17 protein-coding genes are annotated in these 22,898 nt (G+C 63.3%); 12 read left to right on the top strand and 5 right to left on the bottom strand.

Features of this window, described 5'->3' with window-relative positions; genetic code table 11:
- Positions 1-22 precede the first annotated feature (22 nt).
- Both nosZ and DOD19_RS23265 read right to left on the bottom strand, forming a co-directional pair.
- Entirely contained in the window at positions 23-1,978 is a 1,956-nt protein-coding gene (gene nosZ, locus DOD19_RS23270) for a TAT-dependent nitrous-oxide reductase (protein ID WP_024978428.1), read from the bottom strand.
- A 220-nt stretch (positions 1,979-2,198) separates the two neighbouring features.
- A complete protein-coding gene (locus tag DOD19_RS23265) occupies positions 2,199-3,284 on the bottom strand; it encodes an FAD:protein FMN transferase (RefSeq protein WP_162634451.1) in 1,086 nt (361 codons plus the stop codon).
- 257 nt (positions 3,285-3,541) lie between these two features.
- On the opposite strand from DOD19_RS23265, the gene DOD19_RS23260 reads away from it, so the two are divergent.
- From DOD19_RS23260 to DOD19_RS23230, 7 genes are all read left to right on the top strand, one after another.
- Positions 3,542-4,372, top strand: coding sequence for a nitrous oxide reductase accessory protein NosL (locus DOD19_RS23260; protein ID WP_239498088.1), 831 nt, complete (start codon positions 3,542-3,544; stop codon positions 4,370-4,372).
- 257 nt (positions 4,373-4,629) lie between these two features.
- Positions 4,630-5,793, top strand: a complete 1,164-nt coding sequence (gene flhB / locus DOD19_RS23255; RefSeq protein ID WP_024978431.1) for a flagellar biosynthesis protein FlhB — start codon at positions 4,630-4,632, stop codon at positions 5,791-5,793.
- Between the two features lie 291 nt (positions 5,794-6,084).
- Positions 6,085-8,202 (top strand): flagellar biosynthesis protein FlhA, encoded by a 2,118-nt coding sequence (gene flhA / locus DOD19_RS23250; RefSeq protein WP_112188411.1) that lies wholly within the window; start codon positions 6,085-6,087, stop codon positions 8,200-8,202.
- Positions 8,199-10,097: a flagellar biosynthesis protein FlhF gene (gene flhF, locus DOD19_RS23245; protein ID WP_112188409.1), complete on the top strand. Its 1,899-nt coding sequence runs from the start codon at positions 8,199-8,201 to the stop codon at positions 10,095-10,097. Before flhA ends, flhF begins: the two co-directional genes overlap by 4 nt.
- A 13-nt stretch (positions 10,098-10,110) precedes the next feature.
- Positions 10,111-10,890 (top strand): MinD/ParA family protein, encoded by a 780-nt coding sequence (locus DOD19_RS23240; RefSeq protein ID WP_112188407.1) that lies wholly within the window; start codon positions 10,111-10,113, stop codon positions 10,888-10,890.
- Between the two features lie 8 nt (positions 10,891-10,898).
- A complete protein-coding gene (locus DOD19_RS23235) occupies positions 10,899-11,660 on the top strand; it encodes an RNA polymerase sigma factor FliA (RefSeq protein ID WP_037032131.1) in 762 nt (253 codons plus the stop codon).
- Positions 11,661-12,036: 376 nt separating this feature from the next.
- Positions 12,037-13,464: a nucleobase:cation symporter-2 family protein gene (locus tag DOD19_RS23230; protein ID WP_112188405.1), complete on the top strand. Its 1,428-nt coding sequence runs from the start codon at positions 12,037-12,039 to the stop codon at positions 13,462-13,464.
- A 42-nt stretch (positions 13,465-13,506) separates the two neighbouring features.
- Here the strand turns inward: DOD19_RS23230 and DOD19_RS23225 are convergent, their stop codons facing one another.
- Together DOD19_RS23225 and DOD19_RS23220 are read right to left on the bottom strand one after the other, a co-directional pair.
- Positions 13,507-14,589 (bottom strand): aldose epimerase family protein, encoded by a 1,083-nt coding sequence (locus DOD19_RS23225; protein ID WP_112188403.1) that lies wholly within the window; start codon positions 14,587-14,589, stop codon positions 13,507-13,509.
- On the bottom strand, positions 14,586-15,809 hold the full coding sequence (locus tag DOD19_RS23220; RefSeq protein WP_112188401.1) for a DNA-binding transcriptional regulator: 1,224 nt from the start codon (positions 15,807-15,809) through the stop codon (positions 14,586-14,588). Before DOD19_RS23220 ends, DOD19_RS23225 begins: the two co-directional genes overlap by 4 nt.
- A gap of 279 nt (positions 15,810-16,088) precedes the next feature.
- Between DOD19_RS23220 and xylF the strand changes: the two genes are divergently transcribed.
- The 5 genes from xylF (at position 16,089) to DOD19_RS23195 (ending at position 21,685) form a co-directional block, all read left to right on the top strand.
- The gene (gene xylF / locus DOD19_RS23215) at positions 16,089-17,117 is read left to right on the top strand and encodes a D-xylose ABC transporter substrate-binding protein (protein WP_024978439.1); all 1,029 of its coding nucleotides are present in this window, start codon (positions 16,089-16,091) and stop codon (positions 17,115-17,117) included.
- Positions 17,118-17,198: 81 nt separating this feature from the next.
- Positions 17,199-18,758, top strand: a complete 1,560-nt coding sequence (gene xylG / locus DOD19_RS23210) for a D-xylose ABC transporter ATP-binding protein (protein WP_112188398.1) — start codon at positions 17,199-17,201, stop codon at positions 18,756-18,758.
- Positions 18,755-19,957, top strand: a complete 1,203-nt coding sequence (locus DOD19_RS23205) for a sugar ABC transporter permease (protein WP_112188396.1) — start codon at positions 18,755-18,757, stop codon at positions 19,955-19,957. Before xylG ends, DOD19_RS23205 begins: the two co-directional genes overlap by 4 nt.
- Positions 19,958-20,003: 46 nt before the next feature.
- A complete protein-coding gene (locus DOD19_RS23200; RefSeq protein ID WP_112188394.1) occupies positions 20,004-20,771 on the top strand; it encodes an SDR family oxidoreductase in 768 nt (255 codons plus the stop codon).
- Entirely contained in the window at positions 20,768-21,685 is a 918-nt protein-coding gene (locus DOD19_RS23195) for an SMP-30/gluconolactonase/LRE family protein (protein ID WP_024978443.1), read from the top strand. Before DOD19_RS23200 ends, DOD19_RS23195 begins: the two co-directional genes overlap by 4 nt.
- Here DOD19_RS23195 and DOD19_RS23190 read toward each other — a convergent pair.
- Positions 21,676-22,860: a fumarylacetoacetate hydrolase family protein gene (locus tag DOD19_RS23190; RefSeq protein WP_112188392.1), complete on the bottom strand. Its 1,185-nt coding sequence runs from the start codon at positions 22,858-22,860 to the stop codon at positions 21,676-21,678. The two genes, DOD19_RS23195 and DOD19_RS23190, sit on opposite strands and share 10 nt — an antisense overlap.
- Positions 22,861-22,898 lie beyond the last annotated feature (38 nt).

Raw genomic sequence — 22,898 nt, 5'->3', positions numbered from 1 at the left:
TTTCATACGTCCGCCTTCTCCCTTATGCCTCAACAAGCATGCGCGAGCGCATTTCCAGGTGCAGCGCGTGGCAGAAGTTGGTGCAGTAGCACCAGTAGACACCGGGCTTGTCGGCCTTGAAGGTGACCGACTTGGTTTCCTGCGGGTTCACGATGAAGTTGATGTTGTACTTCGGGATGGCAAAGCCGTGGGTCAAATCCTCCACCTTGTCCAGGTTGGTGAGGATGATCGTCACTTCGTCGCCCTTCTTCACGGTGAACTCGCGCAAGCCAAAGGCAGGTGCCTGCGAGGTCAGGTAGACCGTCACCTGCTTGCCCTTGCGCTCGACGCGGCACTCCTTCGGGTCTTTCACCGCGTTCGGGAACTCATCGATGTTGTAGACCTGACGCGTCTTGATGATGTCGCGCCGGATGACGATCGAGTCATGCGGCTCGGAATAGACCGCATGGTCTGCCACGAGCTTCATCTTGTCGCCCGAGATGTCGATGAGCTGAGCCGTTTCCGGGTGGAGCGGGCCCACCGGCAGGAACCGGTCTTTCGAGAACTTGTTGTCCGAGATGAAGAACTTGCCATCCGGCTCCTTGGTTTCGCCCATCGAGGTGAAACCGTGGCCCGGCTGGTAATTGACGTCGATGCGGTCGACCACCGGCACGGCGGTCTTGTCGCCCTTGAACGCCTTGATCGCTGCTTCGAGGTTCCATTTGACGATCTGGCTGTCGAGGAACAGCGTGGTATAGGCATTGCCGCGGTTGTCAAAACCGGTGTGCAGCGGGCCGAGGCCGATCTCGGGTTCGGCGACGACGCAGTCGCGCGGTTCCTTGACCTCGCCGTTGAACCACTTCAAGACCAGGTCGTGCTCGATCAGCGTCGCCGTCGGTGACAGCTTGCCGGAACAGGCGTAGTACTTGCCGTCTGGGCTGGCATTCACGCCGTGCGGGTTCTTTGGCACGGGCACATAGCATGTGAGCGCGGTCTTCGGGTCGGTGTTGGCGGCTTTGGTGCCGTCGACGACAGGGACTTTCGAGGTGCCGATGGTGAAGGACTTGCCGGCTTTGACGGCGGCTTCGATCCGGGCAATGTTGAAGAAGACGCACGCGTCGCGCTCGGCGGACATCATCTCTTCGTAATGCACGCCGCCTTCGGTGTTGTACTGGTTGGAAGCGGCGAGCTTGCCGTCATACGACGTTGCCACCAAGTCCATGTTGCCGTCGACCTTGACCTGCCAGCGGGGCTCGAGCGTCTCCGCGTCCACGCACGTGAACAGGCAGAAATACTTCTTCGGGTCGTTCAGGTCGCGGCCGTCATTGGGCTGCGGAATATGGAACTCGTTGCCGCAGAACACGCGGGTGGTGTGGTTGATCTTGTCATCCACCGGGTCCCGCTTGTCCGGGAAGACGCCGTGGAAGCCCTGCACGTTCGGCAATTCGACGATCTTGTCGCATTCCATCGTGTCCATGCGCACACGGGCGAGCCGGCTGTGGATCTTGTCGTTGACGAAGATGTATTTCCCGTCGTACGTGCCGTCGGTATAGGAGGGATGCACGTGGTGGGTATCGCCGGTCCAGTACTTGAGCGTGCCGTCCGGATTGGTGCCCATGATCTTCTTCGATTCGTTGGTGATGCCCCAGCCCACCAGACAATCGATGTTGAAGACGGGGATGCGCTTGAAGCAGCGTCCCGAAGGCAGACCGTAGATGCGAACTTCACCCGAGTGGCCGCCGCTGGAGAACGCGTAGTAGGTATCCAGCTGGCCGGGCGGAACTTCGTACTTGCTGTAGTCGACGCCGCCGGCTGCGCCCGCTTTGCCATCGGCCGGAGCCGCCGCCGCGGGTGCATCCTTGTCTGTGCCTTTGTTGCAGGCTGCCAGGCCGGCGGACAGGCCCACGCCGACCAGCCCCGCTGCCGTCCGGTTCAGAAAGCTGCGTCGTGTCGGGCTCACAGGAATCGGATTCTCAAAATCATTGTTGGATTGGCTCATCTCTTACGCTCCCTCAGAATTGGAAACCACATTAACAAACCGCAAGAATTTGCTATTGACAGCCATCAAAGGTCAGAGAAAACCCATCAATTCGAATTGAATTGCAATGAGCCTTATTTGATTGACCATTGGAAATTTGAATAACCTATTCTTTATAAGGCTATTCGGAATTGAATGAATGTGACGATGCCGTTGCGCTTTGTGCGGGTTGCGGTGCGGATCAGGTGGATGTGGCAGGGCGACCGCCCAGCGCAGCAAACGCGGTTGTCATCCGGTCTTGATGGCGGCCTTCGGCATCGCGCAGGACGAAATAGGCGGCCAGCCCGAGTTGCTCGGCAACCTCGACGCCGCGCTCGGGGCCCAACACAATCAGCGCCGTAGCGTATGCGTCGGCAATCGCACACTGCGACGCGGCCACGGTGACGGAAGTCAGGCCATTTGCAATCGGGCGGCCTGTGCGTGGATCGATCTCGTGTGAGTAATGCTGCCCGTCATGCTCAAAGCAGATGCGGTAATCGCCCGACGTTGCCATTGCCATATCGCGCAATGGCACGACGAATCGTGCACGGCGCGGTAGCTTCCGCTGAGGCTCTTCAATACCGATTTGCCACGCACGCCCGTCATGGCGCCGGCCCTTGGCGCGCACCTCTCCACCCACTTCGACCATGTAATCGGCGATGCCCAGCGCGTCGAGCGCGATGGCCGCCTGGTCGACACCAAAACCCTTTGCGATGGCCGATAGATCGGTATACACGCGAGGGTCGGCCTTCGTGGCGGTACGCGTGCGCGGATCGATTTCCAGTGCGCCGGTGCCGACTGCGCTCTTGAGCATCGCCAGCTCGCGCGGCGTTACCACCCGCTGCGCCTTTTCCGGCCCGAAGCCCCACAGGTTGACGAAGCTCCCGGCTGTGACATCGAACGCGCCATCCGTTGCGAGGCTCACAGATCGCGCGATCTGCAATACGCTGATCGTGTCTGCGGACAACGTGAAGGGGTGCCCGCCCGCATGCCGGTTCAGTTGCGACAGTTCGGAGTCCGCCCGATACGTCGACATGCGTTGATCGACTGCCTGTACAGCCGCATCTACGGCTGCGCGTGCCGCATCGAGCAACGCCGTGTCATCCATCGAGGGAAGCGCGAGCCGGACGTGATATGTCGTGCCCATCGTGTCGCCCTCGAAGGCATATCGGTACCGGGCCGGCGGCGTGCTCGCGGCCGGACTGGCCGTCCAGCGCAGCGTGTGCGCCAGTCCGGCGAGCCCGATACTCGGCAGGATTCCACGGTTGGGCAGAGTGCAACGGTTCAAGATTTCACCGCATGTGTCAGAAGCGGCCGATGGTAGCGGTACGCCTGCGGCACAGATTGATGCGTATCAATTGACAGAAATGCCGTGGCTAGAATTGATGCAAATCAAGCATTTCAGATGCTTTTTTTATCCACAACGCAATGTCGGGTATTTTTTTTCGAATGTTTTTGCTAAGCAGGAATAGGCAATGCAATTGCCAGCAGAAAGGTCTAATTAAAATATCCAGCATCAATTCCTGCCATTGATCAATTCAGAGGATGAGCCGCACCGATATGCTCGCCATGTTGGTCTTGGCTGGCGATGCGATTGCCGATGGATTCGTTCATGTCACGCCCGTGGTGTCGTCGTTCCATTTCTTGTGGCCGGGGAGGCAACGCTTGCTTGTCTCCCGTGGAGCTTTCACTTGTGATTTGCCACTGTCATCTTCTGCCCAGAACTGTCTTTATCTGTGGCATCAGCGCCGGTGGATGGAGCGGGTCATGACGACACGCCGTCGGCTGTCCGCACTGGCTGCATTGCTTGCGACACTCTGGTCTCTTTGGTGGTTTGTTGGACGTGCATCCCTTCGGGCCGAGCCGAAGGTGCCCGACGAGATCTGCTTTGTCGCGCCGGCCGTGCCGTACGATCCGCGATCCGGATTGCAGCCACATGCCCCTCGTCCGGTTCCGGCCAATGCGCGTTGCCCCGTCTGTGGGGCGTTTCCATCTCGCGTTCCCGAGTGGGCGGCGCAGCTCATTTTTGCCAACGGCGATGCGTACTTCTTTGATTCACCGCTGACCCTGTTCATCTACCTGCGAAACCTGCAGCGCTACGCACCCGGGCGACAGGCCGCGGAAGTTGCCGCCAGCTACGTGCATGCCACGGGAGACGGTGGATGGCTTCCGGCACTGCAGGCCGTTTATGTGTCGGGGTCGACCGCTTTGGGACCGATGCGGCGCGGCAACCTTCCCGCATTCCGGAATCTGGCGGATGCGCAACGGTTCATCGCGCGAAATGGTGGCGTGGTGGTGCATCCGGCGGATATCACGGCGGACCGGTTGCAGGATGTCGAGCCGCACCGCATGCCTCGCGCGGCAGACCCCATATAAGGGGGCGGTGTATTTGCGCAGCCAGGGGGCACGACCGCAAACCGGGCGGCTCGCTCATGCGAGCGGATCGGGTTCGGGAGGGGTCATCGCCACCGCGCGGCTCGCAGGCAATGTCGGACGACGTGCACATGCGTCAGGGGGGCATTGCGGGACGGCTTTTTGCCGATAAGCGTGCTTTCAAGGCGTCTTCTTTGCGCTTCGATGGCCAGACCGGGGCGGGATAATGCGAGCGTCCATTCACCCCTCGCACGCCCGGCATGTCCGAAGAAAGCGATCTTGAGAAAACTGAAGCCGCCTCTCCGAGGCGCCTCGAGCAGGCGCGCGAGGAAGGCGACGTTCCCAGATCACGGGAACTGGCTTCGTTCGCCCTCACGGCGGTGTCCGCGGGCGGTTTGTGGGTGATGGGCGACTCGATTGTGCGGGCTGCGTCGTCTTTCCTGGCGCGCTGCCTGGAGTTCCACCGCTACAACTACACCAGCGGGCAGGACCAGTGGAACTACGTGACGGGCCAGTTCATGCCGCTGGCCATGGCGCTGGGCGGGCTGATGCTGATGCTGGTGATTGCCGCGCTGTCGCCGCTGGCGCTCACGCGTGGGGCCATCTCGTTCAAGCCGCTGGCACCTGATATCTCGCGCCTGTTCAAGCTGCAGGGGCTGACGCGCATGTTCTCGCTGGAGGGGCTGATCGAGCTGCCACGCTTGTTGATCAAGCTGTTTCTGATTGCCGGTGTGGGCTGGTTGCTGGTCCGGTACTACCGGGGTGACCTGATCGAACTCCCGCAGCAGGACCTGGGCGTGGCCATGCGCGACACCCTGCACGTGGCTGGCGTGGCCTTCCTCTGCATGGCGGCGGTGATGATGCTGGTGGCGGCCGTGGATGTGCCGCTGTCGTTGTGGCAATACGCGCGCAAACACCGCATGACCAAGGAAGAAGTGCGCAAGGAGCACCGCGAGTCCGAAGGCGATCCGCACGTCAAGGGCCGCATCCGCAACTTGCAGCGCCAGGCGGCCCAGCGCCGCATGATGGCCGATGTGCCCAAGGCCGACGTGATCGTCACTAACCCGACGCACTATGCCGTGGCGCTGCGCTATTCCGAAAAGGAAGGCGGCGCGCCGCGTGTGCTGGCCAAGGGCGCCGACATGGTGGCCGCCAAGATCCGCGAGCTGGGGACGGAGCACAAGATTCCCATCCTGGAAGCGCCCCCGCTGGCCCGTGCGCTGTACCGCCATACCGAGATCGGCCACCAGATTCCGGAGGCGCTCTACGCCGCCGTGGCCGAAGTGCTTGCCTATGTCTACCAGCTACGCCGCCTGCATCAGGTGGGCGGCCGTGTGCCGGTGCGCCCGACCGACCTGCCGGTGCCTGCCGATATGGACCCGGGGCCGCAACCCGGCCCGGACGACGAGCCCGAAGACGCCTAAAACGTCGCCCATCGAGCAAACACCCCACGCGCCGAGTTCCGAACTCGAATCGCCAGACAAAAAGCGCCGAGCACGACGCTTTTTGCCCGGCGAGTAGCGGTTTGATGTCCGCGCATGGGGCGCTTGGCGTGCAACGACGGCCAAACGGCGCCACCGCCCGCTTCCGCACCCCCCGGTGGGAGGGTATTTCAAAGAAAAGCCGCCTTTTGGGCGGCTTTCTCACGTCTTCGATTTGGCGGTTCCCCCGGCAAGATGGCATCCATCGAAAAGCCCCCCGCTGCACGCCCGCCAATGAACGCCGCACTGCTCCGAGTCACCGACATCCTGCGCAAGGGCGACTACCGCTCCGCCGCGGGCCCGGTGCTCATCATCCTGATCCTGGCGATGATGGTGCTGCCATTGCCGCCGTTCATCCTCGATCTGCTGTTCACGTTCAACATCGCGCTGTCGATCATCGTGCTGCTGATCAGCATGCACACGCTCAAGCCGCTGGATTTCTCGTCGTTCCCGAGCATCCTGCTGATCACCACGCTGATGCGGCTGTCGCTGAACGTGGCCTCCACGCGCGTGGTGCTGATGGAAGGCCACACCGGCCCGGACGCCGCCGGCAAGGTGATCGAAGCCTTCGGCCACTTCCTGGTGGGCGGCAACTACACGGTCGGCATCGTGCTGTTCGTCATCCTGGTGATCATCAACTTCATGGTGATCAGCAAGGGTGCGGGCCGCATTGCCGAGGTCAGCGCGCGCTTCACCCTGGACGCGATGCCCGGCAAGCAGATGGCGATCGACGCCGACCTGAACGCCGGCCTCATCCGTGAAGACGAAGCCCGCAGGCGCCGCACGGAGATCGCCCAGGAAGCTGAATTCTTCGGCTCCATGGACGGTGCCAGCAAGTTCGTGCGCGGGGATTCGGTGGCGGGTATCGCCATTCTGCTGATCAACATCATCGGCGGCCTGGCCGTGGGCGTGCTCCAGCACGGCATGGACGTCGGCCACGCAGCCACCAACTACACGCTGCTGACCATCGGCGACGGCCTGGTCGCGCAGATTCCCGCGCTGGTGATCTCCACCGCGGCGGGCATCATGGTCAGCCGTGTCTCCACCGACAAGGACGTCGGTCAGCAACTGTCGAGCGAGCTGTTTGCCATGCCGACGGTGCTGATGACCACCGCCGGTGTGCTGGGCGTGCTGGGCATGGTGCCGGGCATGCCGCACTTCCCGTTCATCCTGTTTGGCGGCGGTCTGGGCTATCTGGGCTGGTACCTCAAGAAGAAGCGCGAGGTGCCTGAGGTCGAACCCGTGCTGCAGGCCATTGCCCCGGTGGATACGCCCGAGGCGAGCTGGGACGATGTGTCGTGGGTCGACGTGCTGGGCCTGGAAATCGGCTATCGCCTGATTCCGCTGGTGGACAAGAGCCAGGACGGCGAGCTGCTGCGCCGGATCAAGGGCATCCGCAAGAAGTTCACGCAGGACATGGGTTTCCTGGCGCCGGTTGTGCATATCCGCGACAACCTGGAGCTGGGCCCGTCGTCGTACCGCATCACGCTCAAGGGCGTGGAAATCGGCCAGGGCGAAGTGCAGCAGGGCAAGTTCCTCGCCATCAATCCGGGTGGCCAGGATGGCCTGGGCGGTCATGGCGGCCTGGGTGGTCGCCTGGGCACGCAGCTGCCCGGCACGCCCACCGTAGACCCGACCTTTGGCCTGCCGGCCATGTGGATCAACGCTGATGTGCGCGATCGCGCGCAGGCCGAGGGCTATACCGTGGTCGATTGCAGCACGGTCATCGCCACCCACGTCAATCAGTTGATTTACACCCATAGCACCGAGCTTCTCGGCCGTTTGGAAGTCCAGCAATTGCTCGATCATTTGGGCAAGGAAGCACCGAAGCTGGTCGAAGACGTTGTACCGAAGCTGTTGCCCGTCGCGACGGTGCAGAAGGTGCTGCAGAACCTGCTGGACGAAGGCCTGCATATCCGCGACATCCGCACCATCGTCGAGACGCTGGCGGAACACGGAGGCAGGACGCAAGACCCCGCCGAACTCACCGCTGCCGTGCGTGTGGCGCTGGGCCGGGCGATTGCCCAGCAGCTCTTCCCGAACAAGACCGAAATGCAGGTCGTCACGCTTGACCCGAATCTGGAGAACATCTTGCTGCAAAGCGTCGTTGGCTCTAACGCCGGCCCGATCGAACCGCAACTGGCCGACTCGCTCATGCAAGCGGCTGCGGACTCGTCGCGGCAGCACGAACAGATGGGTCAGACGGGCGTCCTGCTCGTACCGCCCGTACTGCGCCCGATGCTTGCCCGCCTGTTCAAGCGTGCCGCACCGAGCCTGCGCGTGCTGTCGCACGCAGAAATTCCAGATCACCGAACGATTAAGGTTGTCGCCATGCTTGGAGGCCGCGCATGAAAATGCATCGATTCACCGGACTGACGTCGCGTGACGTCTTGCGCAAGGTCCGCGACCAACTGGGCGATGGCGCTCTGATCCTGTCGAACCGCGCCATTCCTGGCGGCATCGAGATCATCGCGGCATCCGACTCGCACGTGGATGCGCTGGTCGACACGCAGTCGTCGGCGCCCAAGACGGCACAGCGCCGTCCGATGGCACCGGCGCCGATCCCCGAGCCCGCCCCGATTGCCGCTGCAACCGCAGCCGTGGTTGCCGCCCAGGCACCTGCTGAAGAAGCCCCGCAGGCCGAGGCCCCGGCGCCCAACGCGCTGGCCCGTCTGCGTAACCGCTTCATTGCCTCGCGCCGCGCCCCAGCACAGGAAGAGGCACCGGCAGCCCCGGTTGCTCCGGTGGCCAAGCCGGCCGGCCGCACGCTGCAAACGCGCGTGGATGACGACGTGGCCTTCGGCGAAGAAGATGCGCTGGCAGCATCCACCCGCATGCTGGCTGGCCTGTCGCTGGACCGTGCCAATGCAGAGGTTGCCCAGTCTGCGGCGCAGGCCCTGGCCAGCACCGCACAGTTCATCGCCCGCCGCACCACGGTGGAAGACGACGAGCCGGAGATGGAATCGACTGCCCGCTTTGCCGCACGTCGCGAACAAGCGCGTGAACAGGCACGCGAGCAGGATGACCGCCCGGTTTCGCTGCGCAGCTTTGCCGAGCGCGTGGAAGCCCAGGCCCGTACCCTTCGCGCCGAACAACAGAAGGCCGACGCGCCTGTGAAGCCGCGCGGCGACGCGCAAGCCGACGCAGGCAAGGCGTCCGACATTTTCGTCCGCGTGGAGGACACGATGGCCAAGCCCGAAGCCCCGCGTGACGACGTGAGCCTGCAGCGTTCGGCCATCCAGGCCGACGTGAAGGAAAGCATCCGCGCCGAGACCGACATGATGACCCGCCGCATGGTCGGCGAGATCGAAACGCTCAAGAGCACGCTGACCGACGCCATGTCGAGCCTGGCCTCGCTGGGTGTGAAGCTGGGCGACCCGGTGCGTACGCGCCTGTTCCAGACCATGCTCAACGCGGGGTTCTCGGCACAGCTCACGCGCTACGTGCTCGAGAACATGCCGCAGCACGACTCGTATGAAGGCGCGCTGGATTTCGTGCAGCGCGCGATTGAAAAGAACCTGACCACCGTGTCGGATGAAAACAGCCTGCTCGACCAGGGCGGCGTGTTTGCCCTGATGGGCCCGACCGGCGTGGGCAAGACCACCACGACCGCCAAGCTGGCCGCGCGCTTCGTGCTGCGCCATGGCGCATCGCGCGTGGCACTGCTCTCGACCGACAGCTACCGGATCGGCGGCCATGAACAACTGCGCATCTACGGCAAGATCCTGGGCGTTTCGGTGCATGCCGTGAAAGACGCGCAAGACCTGAGCCTCGCCCTGAACGATCTGCGCGAGAAGCACGTGGTGCTGATCGACACCATCGGCATGAGCCAGCGCGACCGCGCCGTGTCCGAACAGATGGCGATGCTGCATGCCGTGGGCCCGTCGATCAAGCGCCTGCTGCTGCTGAACGCCGCAAGCAACGGCAAGACGCTCGATGAAGTGGTGGGTGCCTACCGCGACGCCAACCTGGCCGGCTGCATCCTGACCAAGATCGACGAGGCTGCGTCTGTTGGCCACGCGATGGACGTGATGATCCGCCGCCGCCTGCCGCTGCACTACGTGTCGTACGGCCAGCGTGTGCCGGAAGACATTGCGGTGCCGAACAAGAAGCTGCTGATCCACCGCTCGTTCCGGGCCGGTGCGGAGCAGTCGTCGTTCACGCTGGATTCGGACGAATCGTTGCTCGTGGCGCAAGGCGCTGCGCGCAACCGCGAACCTGGCCTGGCCGCTTTCGATTTCGCCTGACAAGGGGGCGACCATGACGACGCCATTCGCCAAGGATCAAGCCGCAGGGCTGCGGCGCATGCTCGGTCATGCCGCTTCCCGCCGTGTGCTGGTGATCGGTGCGGAAGAGCAGGTCGATGATTTTGTCGACAACCTGCGCATCGCGCTGTCCGCCATGGGCCGCGACACGGCCGTGGTGAACGCCCAGACCATGCTGGCCATGGCCGGCGTGCTCGAGCAGCACGACGAGACGGCGGATGTGACGCTGGTGGCCGCGCATTTCGGCACCCGGGCGCTGTGCACCGTTGCTGAAGCCTGCGACGACGTGCTGCTGACCTTCTCCGATGGTCCGGAAGGCATCAAGAGCGCGTACACGCTGCTCAAGAAAACCGCCGTGCTGCAAGGCAGCGCTGGCATCCGCACCGTGGTGTGCGGCGCGCATTCGGTGGATTCCGCCGTGCGCGTGTTCGGCAACCTGGCCAACACCGTGGGCCAGTACCTGAACACCCGTATCGATTTCGCTGGCTACCTCCCTGAGGACCGGCACGTAGAACTTGCGCTCTCGCTCGGCAAGCCCGTGGCGAGCGCGTTTCCCGCATCGCCTTCGGCCATGGCCTTCCGCCAGCTTGCCGAAGAAATGTTGAGCTGGGCCAGCGCCGAGGCCCAAGCCGGTGATGGCAGTGCGCCGTCGCGGGTGGTCATGTCGGCGCGGGCTCCGGCACAGCCGGCAGATGAATCGGCGCAAGCAACGTCAATGTCCACATCGACTGCGACGATCCGCGCCACCGCACGCGCGGCCGAATTGGTTTATTGAGGCGCAGCATGAACGAAGCGTCAAAGGCAGGCATGGATATGTACACCGCAACCGGTCGCAAGACCAAGTCCGACGAGATGGCCACGTATGCACCACTGGTACGTCGCATTGCCAACCAGATGATGGTCAAGCTGCCGGCCAGCGTTGAGCTGGATGACCTGATCCAGGCCGGCATGATGGGCTTGCTCGATGCGCTGTCGCGCTATGAGGAAACGCAGGGCGTGCAGTTCGAGTTCTACGCGGCCCAGCGTATTCGCGGCGCGATCCTGGACGAACTGCGCGGCTCGGACTGGCTGCCGCGCGGGCTGCGCCGCAACGCGCGCACGATCGAGCAGGCGATCCAGAAGCTGCAGCAGCAGAAGGGCCGCGCGCCCACCGAAACCGAGATTGCCGTAGCGCTGGGCATGTCGCTGGCCGAATACCAGAAGCAACTGGTCGACCTGCAGGGCAGCCAGCTGCTGTATTACGAAGATTTCGACCGCGAAGACGCCGACGCCTTCATCGAGAACCGCGCGCCCGAGAACGACGCCACACCGCTGGACCAACTGCTGGACCACGACCTGCGCGAATCGGTTGTCGCTGCCATCGAGGCTCTGCCCGAGCGCGAAAAGCTCATGATGAGCCTCTACTACGAGCAGGATCTGAACCTGCGCGAGATCGGCGCCGTGATGGGCGTGTCGGAATCGCGCGTGTGCCAGATCCACAGCCAGGCCATCGCCCGCATCCGCTCGCGCCTGCGCGATCGCGCATGGCTGCCGACGCCGACCTGATCTGAGGTCGGCTGAGAGCCACTGACACAACCCTGTGCTTCACGGGGTTTGATGGCGGCTCTTGGTTCCAGCTTTACCTGCCAGGTATTTCTACTGCGCGGCCAGCGACTCATGTCGCGGCCGCGCTTTTTCTTTGGCCCCGGTCACGAGGCGCGCTTGGAGGCTTGAGGCAGGTTGATCACGGCGCACACGCGTTTCAGAACGCAAAATATGTACACAAAAAACGGTTGTAATTGTTGACAGAAAAATGGCGCCCCTCCAAGATGCCGGCAAATACGCGGCATCACGCCGCATGAATGCAGGCGGATGGAATCCGCCGCACCCGCCTAAAGCACGCTCCCGGCATTGACACGGGGGCGGCCCCAGGAGACAGACAATGCGCCAATCCCCCGGCGAACCCTCGCCTTCTTCGTCGACAATCGCTCACGCCGTTGCCGATCCCGTCAACGAGCGTCTGCCGCTGCCCCGCCTGTTCGCACTGGGCTTGCAACACCTGTTGGTGATGTACGCCGGTGCGATTGCCGTGCCGCTGATTGTCGGCAATGCGCTCGGCCTGTCGAAGAGCGATCTGTCGTATCTGGTCAACTGCGATCTGTTTGCGGCTGGGATCGGCACGCTCATCCAATCGCTCGGTTTCCTGATCTTCGGGATCCGCCTGCCGGTGATGATGGGCGTCACGTTTGCCGCGGTTGCACCCATGATTGCCATTGGCGTGGAGCCCGGCATGGGGCTGCCCGGCATTTTCGGGGCGTCCATCGTTTCTGGTGTGTTCGGCATTGCCATTGCGCCGCTCATGGGCCGGCTGCTGGGCCTGTTCCCGCGCGTGGTAACGGGCACGGTCATCATGCTGATCGGTTTTTCGCTGTTGAGCGTGGGGATCAACTGGGCCGCGGGCGGTCAGCAGATGATTCCGCAGGTGGTCGACGGCGCGCGCCACATGGTGCCGAACCCGGCGTTTGGCGATCCGTTCGGTCTGGCCATTGCAGCGCTGGTGCTGGTGACGATTCTGCTGCTGACCAAATTCGGTAACGCACTGCTGTGCAATATCGCGGTGCTGCTTGGCATCGTGACGGGCACGCTGGTGGCGGCGGCATTTGGCAAAGTGTCGCTGGCTGATGCGAGCGCCGCGCCGCTGATGACGCTGGTGACGCCGTTCCACTTCGGTATGCCGAAGTTCGAGCTGTCGGCCATCATCTCGATGTGCATCGTGATCGTGATCACGCTGGTGGAATCGACCGGCATGTTCCTCGCGCTGTCGCACGTGGTGGGCAAGCCGATCTCGCGCAACGAGTTGACCAACGGCCTGCGTGCCGATGGCCTGGCGACGGTCGTGGCGGGTGTGTTCAACACGTTCCCGCATACGTCGTTCTCGCAGAACATCGGGCTGGTGTCGATCACGGGCGTGCGTTCGCGCTATGTGGCGGCCGCCGGCGGGGTGCTGCTGATCGTGCTGGGTCTGTTTCCGAAGCTGTCTTACGTGGTGGCGTCTGTGCCGCAATACGTGCTGGGCGGTGCGGGCATCGTGATGTTCGGCATGGTGGCCGCTGCCGGCATCCGCATGCTGGGCATGGTCGATTTCCAGCAGCAGCGCCACAACCTGCTGATCATCGCGGTGTCGGTCGGCTTTGGCATGATGCCGACGCTGGCGCCGGCGTTCTTCCACCACTTTCCGGACTGGACGCACCCCATCACCCACAGCGGCATCGTGATGGGCACGCTGGTGGCCGTGGTGCTCAACGCATGGTTCAACGGCATCCGCGGCGCGCACGAAGTCATGCACGGCGCGGCCGCAGCGGCGCATTGAACATCCAAGCCGCGTGCCTGAATGCAGATCAGGTCTCGCGGCTCAGGTCTCTTCAGCAACCGACACGCGGTATGCGGTGCGCTGCCGGTAGACCTGGCCCGGGCGGAACATGACCGCTTCCGCATCGGGCATGTTGACCTGGTTCGGGAACGCGCTCGCTTCCAGGCATAAGCCGCTGCGTAGCGCGTGCGTGCCCCCCAGCTTGTGCCCCGAGTAGAACTGAAGCCCGCGCTGATCGGTGAGTACTGTCAATTCGCGCCCGCTGCCCGGGTCATACAGCCGGGCGACTGGGCGCACATGCGGGCGACCCTCCGGCGCCGTATTGCGCAGCACGAAGCAGTGGTCGAACCCGCCGGCCTGCGCGAGTTGCGCGTTAGGCCAGTCCAACCGTACCCCGATGGGCGCCCCCTGACGAAAATCGAATGCCGTGCCAGCGACACTGGCTGTTCGCGTCGGAATCAGCTTTGCATCGACTTCCAGAAAGGCGTCGGCATCGATCGACAGGATGTGGCCTTTGATGTCGGTGCCGGGCTTGCCGCTCAGGTTGAAATACCCGTGGCTTGTCAGGTTGATCGGCGTGGGCGCATCGGTCCGCGCTTCATAGTCGATCGACAGCGTGCCATCGTCGTCAAGCGCATAGCGAACCTGAACAGCGACATTGCCCGGGAATCCCGCATCGCCTTCCGGGGAGGTGAGCCGCAGGACCAATGCGCTGTCCTGATCCTCGGCCTCCCATAGCGCCCGATGAAACCCGCTCGCCCCGCCATGGAGCAGGTTGCCCCCCTCATTGCGGTCGAGCGCGTAGTCGATGCCGTCGAGCGTGAAGCGCGCGCCCGCAATCCGGTTGGCCCAGCGTCCGATCAAGCCCCCCAGATAGCCCGGCGATTCAAGGTAGGCGGCAGGCGTCGCGTGGTTCAGAAGAATCTCCCCCAGGCGCCCGCTGCGGTCCGGTGCTTGCCAGGAGACGAGCGTCGCCCCCAGATCGCTGATCGAAACGCGCATGCCCGAGGCATTGCGCAGCGTGAACAACCGAACGGGTTCACCGTCCGGCAATTGCCCCCATGTTGCTGACGAGAGGGCGCCGTCGAGCGGCGCGTGTGCGGACAGCGCTGGCGCGATGCTCATGATTGGCCCTCCGTGATGGCGCGTTCCTGGTATTCGCGTGGCGTGCAATCCAGCTCACGGCGGAATACGGCGTGCATGTATTGGGGTGAGGTAAAGCCGCAGCGCACCGCCACCTCGGCGGTTGCGACATCACGGCTGGCCAGCATGTGCTTGGCGGCGTCGAGCTTATGGCGAAGGATTTCCTGGTGCACGGTGCAATTCAATTCACGACGAAAGTGTTCTTCGAGCGATGACCGCGAGATACCGACGTAGTCCGCGACCTGCTCGGTCTTGATTCCCTGGCAGGCGTACTGCCGGATGAAGTGGCGCGCGCGCATGACATATGGGCTGGAAAGCGGCTGGTGCCTGGACGACGCCAGCACATTGATGCCAACCGGCGGCACGAGAATCTGCCGGCCTGCCAGGCGGGCACCGCCCAGCATCTGATGTAGCAGATGCGCAGCGGTGCGCCCCATCTCCACCGTGCCCTGAATGACCGATGACAACGGGATGCGGCTCAAGGTGCGTGTGAGCGGATCGTTGTCGATGCCGATGATGGCGACTTCCTCTGGCACAGCCAACCCTGCCGTCATGCAAGCCTGCAGCAGGTGCCGGGCCCGCGCGTCGGTGACCGCAATGATGCCGATGGGTTTGGGCAAGCCCCGCAGCCATTCAATCAACTGACCGATCGCCTGATGCCAGGTCGGCGCGCTGGTCGAGAGGCCCCGGTAAATCTCCTGGTCAATCGGGGCGGTGGGATTGTCCTGCCGGCGCAAGCGGGTAAAGGCCAGTTCGCGCTGCTGTGCCCAGCGGTTCTCCGGTGCCTGGGGCAGGCTGTACAACGCAAAGTGCTGCAGGCCGGCTTCGATCAGGTGCCGGTATGCAAGCGAGACGAGCTTGCCGTTGTCCGTTGCGACATAGGGCTCCTTGGACGGGTATTGCGCTGCATCTTCATATGACGAGCCGACGGCCACCACCGGCAGCGGGCAACCGCGCAGCGCCTCAGCGACTGCCGGGTCGTCGAAATCCGCAATGATGCCGTCGCCATCAAAGCGCTCGATGCCAGGCAGCCGGCAGCGGAAATCCTCTTCGAGAAACAGGTCCCACGTCACGCGCGTGGAGCGCATGTAGTCGCCAATGCCCGCAATGATCTCGCGGTCGTACACCTTGTTGGCATTGAACAGCAGCGCAATGCGATGAATGCGCGCGTGCTGCGATGGATCGGACGGTTGACGGTGCATGGTGGCTCGGGCCGCTCGCGGTGGCAGGGGTTGCCAAACGGCTGCAGCGCTGGGGCGTGCTGCGCGCTTGCACATTCTATTGGCTACGTGGGGCGCTGTCAGACGATCGCAGCGGGGTGGCAAGAAATGTTAGGGCGGTTGGGCAATTTCGTAATTGCCCGTGCTGAGCGGTCGCATCACCATGCGATGGCCGTCGAGCCGGGCGAGATCACTATTGCGGCGCACCACGCGCACCGTCGGCCTAGGGGTATCCACCAACAATAGAAGATGGAGTGAGACATGAAATCGAACCAACGCCGTAGTGTTCTGAGGGCCGCCTTTTGCGGTGCAATGCTCGCCAGCCTGTCGATTGCAGCGCCCCTGGCGCATGCCAGCAAGGCGCATCCGGAAATCGGCTTCTGTATTGATGACCTGCGCGTGGAGCGCTGGTCGCGCGACCGCGATTACTTTGTCGCTGCCGCAGAAAAGCTGGGCGCGAAAGTGTCGGTGCAATCGGCGGATGCCAGCGAGCAACGTCAGATCTCCCAGATCGAGAACCTGATCTCGCGCGGTGTCGACGTGATCGTCATCGTGCCGTTCAACTCCAAGGCGCTGACCAATGTGGTGGCGGAAGCCAAGAAGGCAGGCATCAAGGTGGTGTCGTATGACCGCCTGATTCTCGATGCCGACGTCGATGCCTATATCTCCTTCGACAACGAGAAGGTGGGCGAGCTGCAAGCGCAGGGCGTCTACAACGTCCGGCCCAAGGGTAACTACTTCCTGCTGGGTGGCGCCCCCACCGACAACAACGCGAAGATGCTGCGGCAGGGCCAGTTGAAGGTGCTGCAGCCGGCCATCGACCGCGGTGACATCAAGGTCGTCGGCTCGCAATGGGTGCCCGAGTGGAGCGCGTCTGCGGCGCTGGGTATTGTCGAAAACGCGCTGACGGCGAACAACAACAAGATCGATGCCGTGGTTGCATCCAACGACGGCACGGCCGGTGGCGCGATCCAGGCACTGGCTGCGCAGAAGCTCGCCGGGAAAGTGCCGGTGTCGGGGCAGGATGCGGACCTTGCTGCCGTCAAGCGCGTGATTGCCGGCACGCAGACAATGACGGTTTACAAGCCGCTCAAGCTGATTGCGACGGAAGCCGCGCAGCTTTCGGTGGCACTCGCCAAGGGTGACAAGCCCAAATACAACGCGCAGTACGACAACGGCAAGAAGAAGGTCGACACGGTGTTGCTGCAGCCCACCCAACTCACGAAGGACAACGTCAACCTGGTGGTGAAAGACGGCTTCTACACGCAGGCTCAGATCGGCGGCCAGTGAGGTCGCGCAGTCAGGCCCACTTTGTGCCGGCGGCGAGCCAACGCTTTGTCGCCGGCCGCGTTCGTACCCCAAGGACGAGGCATGTCTGAACCTCTGTTGCAGATGCGCGGCATCGTCAAGACGTTTGACGGTGTGAAGGCGCTCGACGGTATCAACCTGGCCGTGAGGCCGGGCGAGTGTGTTGGCCTGTGCGGCGAGAACGGCGCCGGAAAATCAACGCTCATGAAGGTGCTTTCCGGTGTGTACCCGAGCGGCACCTGGGATGGCGAAATTCTCTGGGAAGGCCGACCGCTCCAAGCCGGCGGCATTCGAGACACGGAGCGTGCGGGCATCGTCATCATCCATCAGGAACTGATGCTGGTGCCGGAATTGTCGGTGGCGGAGAACATCTATCTCGGCAACGAGATTACGCTGCCCGGCGGCCGGATGAACTACTCGGCCATGTACCAGGGTGCGGACAAGTTGCTGCGTGACCTGAACATTCAGGGCATCAACGTCGCGTTGCCTGTGATGCACTACGGTGGCGGCCATCAGCAACTGATTGAAATCGCCAAGGCGCTCAACAAGCGCGCCAAGCTGCTGATTCTGGACGAGCCATCGTCGTCGCTTACGGCGGCTGAAACGCGCATCCTGCTCGATATCGTCCGCGACCTGAAGGCGCGCGGCATTGCGTGTGTCTACATCTCGCACAAGCTCGACGAGGTGGAAGCAGTGTGCGACACGGTCACCGTCATCCGCGACGGCCGCCATGTGTCCACCGCGCCGATGCCGGACCTGACCACCGACCGCATCATCGCGCAGATGGTCGGGCGGGAGATTACGCAACTGTTCCCGCGCGAACCCCATCCCATCGGGGAGGTTGTTTTCGAGGCGCGCAATGTGACGTGCTACGACGCGAACAACCCGGCTCGCAAGCGGGTCAACGATGTGTCTTTCTCGGTGCGGCGGGGTGAAATTCTTGGCGTGGCGGGGCTGGTCGGCGCAGGGCGCACCGAGCTGATGCAGGCGGTTTTTGGCGCGTATGAAGGCGCCAGTGAGGTGGAGCTCGAACTGGACGGAAAACCGTTGAAAGTCCGGGCGCCGCTTGACGCCATTCGTGCGGGCATTGCGATGGTGCCGGAAGACCGCAAACGTCACGGCATCGTCTCGCTGATGAGTGTCGGCCACAACATCACGCTCGCAGTCCTCCAGCGTTTTTCGCGTCTCGGGCGCATTGACGGCGCGGCCGAACTCGACACGATTCGCAAGGAGATGCGGCGGCTTGCCGTGCGTGCCGCGCATCCGATGCTGCCGATTGCCAGCCTGTCGGGCGGCAATCAGCAAAAGGCCGTCCTCACTCGCATGCTGCTTACCGAGCCGCGCGTCCTGATTCTGGATGAGCCGACCCGCGGTGTGGATGTCGGCGCCAAGTACGAGATCTACAAGCTGATCGGCGACTTGGTCAAACGCGGCATGGCCATCATCGTCATTTCATCGGAGCTGCCGGAAGTGCTCGGCATTTCGGATCGCGTGCTGGTGATCGGCGAGGGTGAGCTGCGTGGCGACTTCGTGAACGACGGGCTGACGCAGGAACACATTCTGACCGCAGCCATTCAACCGGTGCGGCACGCATCCACTTTTCATCAGGTAGGCCACGCATGACTTCTCAGACGAGCCCACAAGCCGCCGGCGGGGTGGACCCTTCGCGTAGCACGCTCAAGGCAACCCAGCGCCTGAGGCAACTCTTCGCACGCTACAAGATCCTGGCGTTGCTGATTGCCGTGGCCGCGATCTGGCTGTTCTTTTCGATGCTGACCGACGGTGCATTTACGTCGCCTCGCAATCTCTCCAATCTGCTGCGGCAGATGTCCATTACGGGGATGCTGGCCTGCGGGATGGTGTTCGTCATCATCGCGGGCGAGATCGATCTCTCCGTCGGTTCGCTGTTGGGCTTGCTTGGCGGCGTGGCTGCCATCCTCGATCAAGGACTGGGTTGGCCAATTGTCGCGACGGTGCCTGTGGTGCTTCTGCTTGGGGTGGCCATGGGTCTGTTCAACGGATGGTGGTCAACCTACCGGGGCGTTCCGTCCTTCATCGTTGGCCTGGGCGGCATGCTCGCGTATCGCGGCATCCTGCTCGGCCTCACACATGGCTCGACGATTGCGCCGGTGTCGGACAGCTTCGTGCTGATCGGCCAGGGCTATCTGCCCCGCCGGGTGGGTGACCTGATGGCGGTGCTGATCTTCTGCCTGTTGGTGTTCGTGGTGATCAGGCAGCGGCGTGAGCACCGCCGCTATGAACTTGACGTCGCCCCGCTATGGCAAGACGTCGCCAAGTTGATTGTTGCGGGCGCGGTCATCGTTGCATTTGTCGCCACGCTCAACAGTTATGGCGGTATCCCGGTGCCCGTTTTGCTCGTTCTGGCGCTACTGGGCATTTTTTCGTGGATTGCCAGCCAGACCGTGTTCGGGCGCCGTATCTACTCCGTGGGTTCGAACCTGGAGGCCACGCGCCTGTCGGGCATCAACACCGATCGCGTGAAGCTGGCCATCTTCGGGCTCATGGGCCTGATGTGTGCGTTCGCCGGCATCGTCAATACGGCGCGTCTCGCTGCGGGCTCACCGTCCGCCGGAACCATGGGCGAGCTGGATGCCATCGCGGCCTGCTTTATCGGGGGCACGTCAATGCGCGGCGGCGCGGGCACGGTCTACGGCGCGCTGGTCGGCGCGCTCGTCATGGCCAGTCTCGACAACGGCATGTCCATGCTCGACGTGGATGCGTACTGGCAGATGATCGTCAAGGGCGGCATCCTCGTACTGGCCGTCTGGGTGGATGTCATCTCGCGCTCCGGCCGCCGCTGAATTTGCGCTTCGGGCTTTATCCCTTTTGCTGTAACTGGAATCTCCTATGTCTTATGCAATTTATCCGAGCCTTGTTAGCAAGAACGTTTTGATTACCGGCGGCGGTAGCGGCATTGGTGCTGCCATCGTCGAAGGCTTTGCCAAACAGGGCGCGCGCGTTACGTTTCTGGATATTGCGGGTGCGGACTCAGAGGCGCTGGCGGCGTCGCTGGGCGAGTGCGTGCATCCGCCGGTCTTCCGCTACTGCGACCTGCGCGATATCGACGCGCTGAACACCACGTTCTCGGACATTGAAGCCGAAACGGGCCCCATCGAAGTGCTGATCAACAACGCCGCGAATGATGACCGCCATCAAATTGGAACGGTGTCGCAGGCCTATTGGGACAACCGCATCGAGGTGAACCTGCGCCATCAGTTCTTCTGCGCGCAAGCCGTGCTGCCCGGCATGAAGAAGCTGGGGCGCGGCGTGGTCCTGAACCTCGGGTCCATCTCGTGGCATCTTGCCCAGCCGGACCTCGCCATCTACATGACGGCCAAGGCCGGCATTGAAGGCCTGACGCGTGGGCTTGCGCGCGACCTTGGCGGATTCGGTATCCGCGTCAATTGCATCGTGCCCGGCGCTGTCCGCACGCCGCGGCAGATGGCACTTTGGCAATCGCCAGAGAGCGAAGCCAAGCTGCTGGCCGAGCAATGCCTGCATGAGCGTGTCGAGCCGGAACACGTGGCGCGGATGGCCTTGTTTCTTGCGTCAGACGATGCCGCGCGTTGCACGGCGCGTGAGTACTTTGTCGATGCTGGGTGGTACGGCGGATGAAGGCGCAAATCATTCCGGAATGCGTCTGGCGCGTAGCGGCAACGCTGGGCGAAGGCGCGGTGTGGCACGCCGCATCGCGCTGCGTGGTCTTTGTCGATATCAAAGGCAGACGGCTCTACCGATATGACTCCGATACCGCTGTGTGCCGTAGCTGGGTCGCGCCCGGCCAGATCGGCTTTGCGCTGCCTTGCGTTGATGGCAACTGGATCTGCGGCGTGCAGGGCGGCCTTTACCGGTTCGCGTTTGCAACGGGCAGCTTCAGTCGCGTGTTGCCGGTCGAGACCGATCGGCCGGGAAACCGTCTGAACGACGGCTTTGTCGATCGCACCGGGGCACTGTGGTTTGGCTCGATGGACGATGGGGAGCGCGAGCCGAGCGGGCAGCTCTACCGCGTCGGTCTGGATGGCGGGCTGAGCGTGCGCGATTCAGGCTACGTGATTACGAATGGCCCGACCGCGAGCCCCGACGGCCGCACGCTGTATCACACAGATACCTTGCAGCGTGTGGTCTATGCCTTTGACCTCGCCGACGACGGCAGCCTGCAACGCAAGCGCGTCTTCACTGCGATCGAGGGTACCGGCTACCCGGACGGGATGGCGGTCGACGAAGAAGGGTGCGTGTGGGTCGCGCTGTTTGGCGGAGGACGGATCGAGCGGTTCTCGCCCGACGGCCGGTGCATCGGGCGCGTCGACTTCCCGTGTTCCAACATCACCAAGCTCGCATTTGGCGGCGATGACTTGCAGACGGTCTATGCAACCACCGCCCGAAAGGGCCTGACGGACGAGGCGTTGCGGGAGCAGCCGCTTGCCGGCGGATTGTTCACGTTCCGCGCGCCGGTCAAGGGGCTGCCTTCCACGGACTGTGCGGTGGCGTTTTCTGAGGCGGTTTCGGTAGCGACGATAGGTCAGCCCTGACGGACGAGCCCGCGTGCCGCCAGGTTGCGATACAGGGCGCGGACACCGAACGTCCACGGCGCGATCTCTGTCGACAGGCGTACCGTGTTGACGAGCGCGCCGAGCGCAGGGGCGCTGATCGTTACGCGGTCGCCGAGGTGGTGTGTGAAGCCGGCACCCGGTGCGTCACGGTCCTTGATCGGCGAGAACATCGTGCCGAGAAACAGCATGAAGCCGTCTGGGTACTGGTGATGCGGCCCGCAGGTCTGGGCGACGAGGTCGAGCGGGTCGCGGCTGATCTCGCTCATGTGGCTTACGCCGTCGAGCGTGAAGTCGTCGTCCGTGCCTTCAACACGCAGCGACACCTGCGTCGCGCGAATCGTGTCGATCGTGAAGTGCTCGTCAAACAGGCGCACAAACGGGCCGATCGCGCAGGAGCCGTTGTTGTCCTTGCATTTGCCCAGCAGCAATGCCGAACGCCCTTCGATGTCGCGCAAGTTCACGTCGTTGCCGAGCGCTGCCCCGAGGACATGGCCGGCGCTGCTGACCGCCAGCACGATCTCCGGCTCCGGGTTGTTCCAGCGCGAGGCCGGATGCAGGCCCACGTCGGCGCCGAACCCGACCGCCGACATCGGCTGCGATTTGGAGAACACTTCCGCATCTGGGCCGATACCGACTTCCATGTACTGCGACCATGCGCCCCGGCGCTGCAGTTCCTCCTTGAGCCGCATGGCAGCATCGGAGCCGGGCTCGATCTTGGAGAGGTCCGAGCCCACCACGCCGACAATCGACTCGCGCACGTCGCGGGCCTTGGCCGGGTCGCCGCCGGCCTGTTCTTCGATCACCCGCTCGATCAGGCTGACCGCGAACGTCACCCCGCACGCCTTGATCGCCTGGAGGTCGTTCGGCGCAAGCAGGGTTGGCGCGCTGCCCGTGCGATCGACGGCCAGGGAGCGTTCGACAAGCGGTTCGACGCGGCCCAGGTTTTCGCCCGATGCCTGCCGGGCCACGGCCAGTGCGTCAGGATGCTCGAACAGATCTGCCACCGTTGGCACGGCTTCCGTGATGTCGAACACGACACCATTGCGCACCACCACGACAGAAGGCCCCTCGCCGTTGGCAGTCGTACGCCAGACCCGACCAACGAGCGTTGATTGCTCCAGATCGTGCGGCAAATAGTTGGCGATGGCGGTCATGTGCGCTCCATAAATTGGACACCCGTGTTGGCAGGGAA

The sequence above is a fragment of the Ralstonia sp. GX3-BWBA genome (assembly GCF_003290055.1).
GTDB lineage: Bacteria > Pseudomonadota > Gammaproteobacteria > Burkholderiales > Burkholderiaceae > Ralstonia > Ralstonia holmesii.
The sequence above is the reverse complement of the archived record's forward strand: the minus strand, read 5'-3'. Positions and strand labels throughout refer to the sequence as shown.

Bases quoted from the DNA above. Each gene is read 5' to 3' on its own strand.
- nosZ (WP_024978428.1), bottom strand. From the start codon at position 1,978: ATGAGCCAATCCAACAATGATTTTGAGAATCCGATTCCTGTGAGCCCG.
- DOD19_RS23260 (WP_239498088.1), top strand. From the start codon at position 3,542: ATGAGCCGCACCGATATGCTCGCCATGTTGGTCTTGGCTGGCGATGCG.
- flhB (WP_024978431.1), top strand. From the start codon at position 4,630: ATGTCCGAAGAAAGCGATCTTGAGAAAACTGAAGCCGCCTCTCCGAGG.
- flhA (WP_112188411.1), top strand. From the start codon at position 6,085: ATGAACGCCGCACTGCTCCGAGTCACCGACATCCTGCGCAAGGGCGAC.
- flhF (WP_112188409.1), top strand. From the start codon at position 8,199: ATGAAAATGCATCGATTCACCGGACTGACGTCGCGTGACGTCTTGCGC.
- DOD19_RS23240 (WP_112188407.1), top strand. From the start codon at position 10,111: ATGACGACGCCATTCGCCAAGGATCAAGCCGCAGGGCTGCGGCGCATG.
- DOD19_RS23235 (WP_037032131.1), top strand. From the start codon at position 10,899: ATGAACGAAGCGTCAAAGGCAGGCATGGATATGTACACCGCAACCGGT.
- DOD19_RS23230 (WP_112188405.1), top strand. From the start codon at position 12,037: ATGCGCCAATCCCCCGGCGAACCCTCGCCTTCTTCGTCGACAATCGCT.
- DOD19_RS23225 (WP_112188403.1), bottom strand. From the start codon at position 14,589: ATGAGCATCGCGCCAGCGCTGTCCGCACACGCGCCGCTCGACGGCGCC.
- DOD19_RS23220 (WP_112188401.1), bottom strand. From the start codon at position 15,809: ATGCACCGTCAACCGTCCGATCCATCGCAGCACGCGCGCATTCATCGC.
- xylF (WP_024978439.1), top strand. From the start codon at position 16,089: ATGAAATCGAACCAACGCCGTAGTGTTCTGAGGGCCGCCTTTTGCGGT.
- xylG (WP_112188398.1), top strand. From the start codon at position 17,199: ATGTCTGAACCTCTGTTGCAGATGCGCGGCATCGTCAAGACGTTTGAC.
- DOD19_RS23205 (WP_112188396.1), top strand. From the start codon at position 18,755: ATGACTTCTCAGACGAGCCCACAAGCCGCCGGCGGGGTGGACCCTTCG.
- DOD19_RS23200 (WP_112188394.1), top strand. From the start codon at position 20,004: ATGTCTTATGCAATTTATCCGAGCCTTGTTAGCAAGAACGTTTTGATT.
- DOD19_RS23195 (WP_024978443.1), top strand. From the start codon at position 20,768: ATGAAGGCGCAAATCATTCCGGAATGCGTCTGGCGCGTAGCGGCAACG.
- DOD19_RS23190 (WP_112188392.1), bottom strand. From the start codon at position 22,860: ATGACCGCCATCGCCAACTATTTGCCGCACGATCTGGAGCAATCAACG.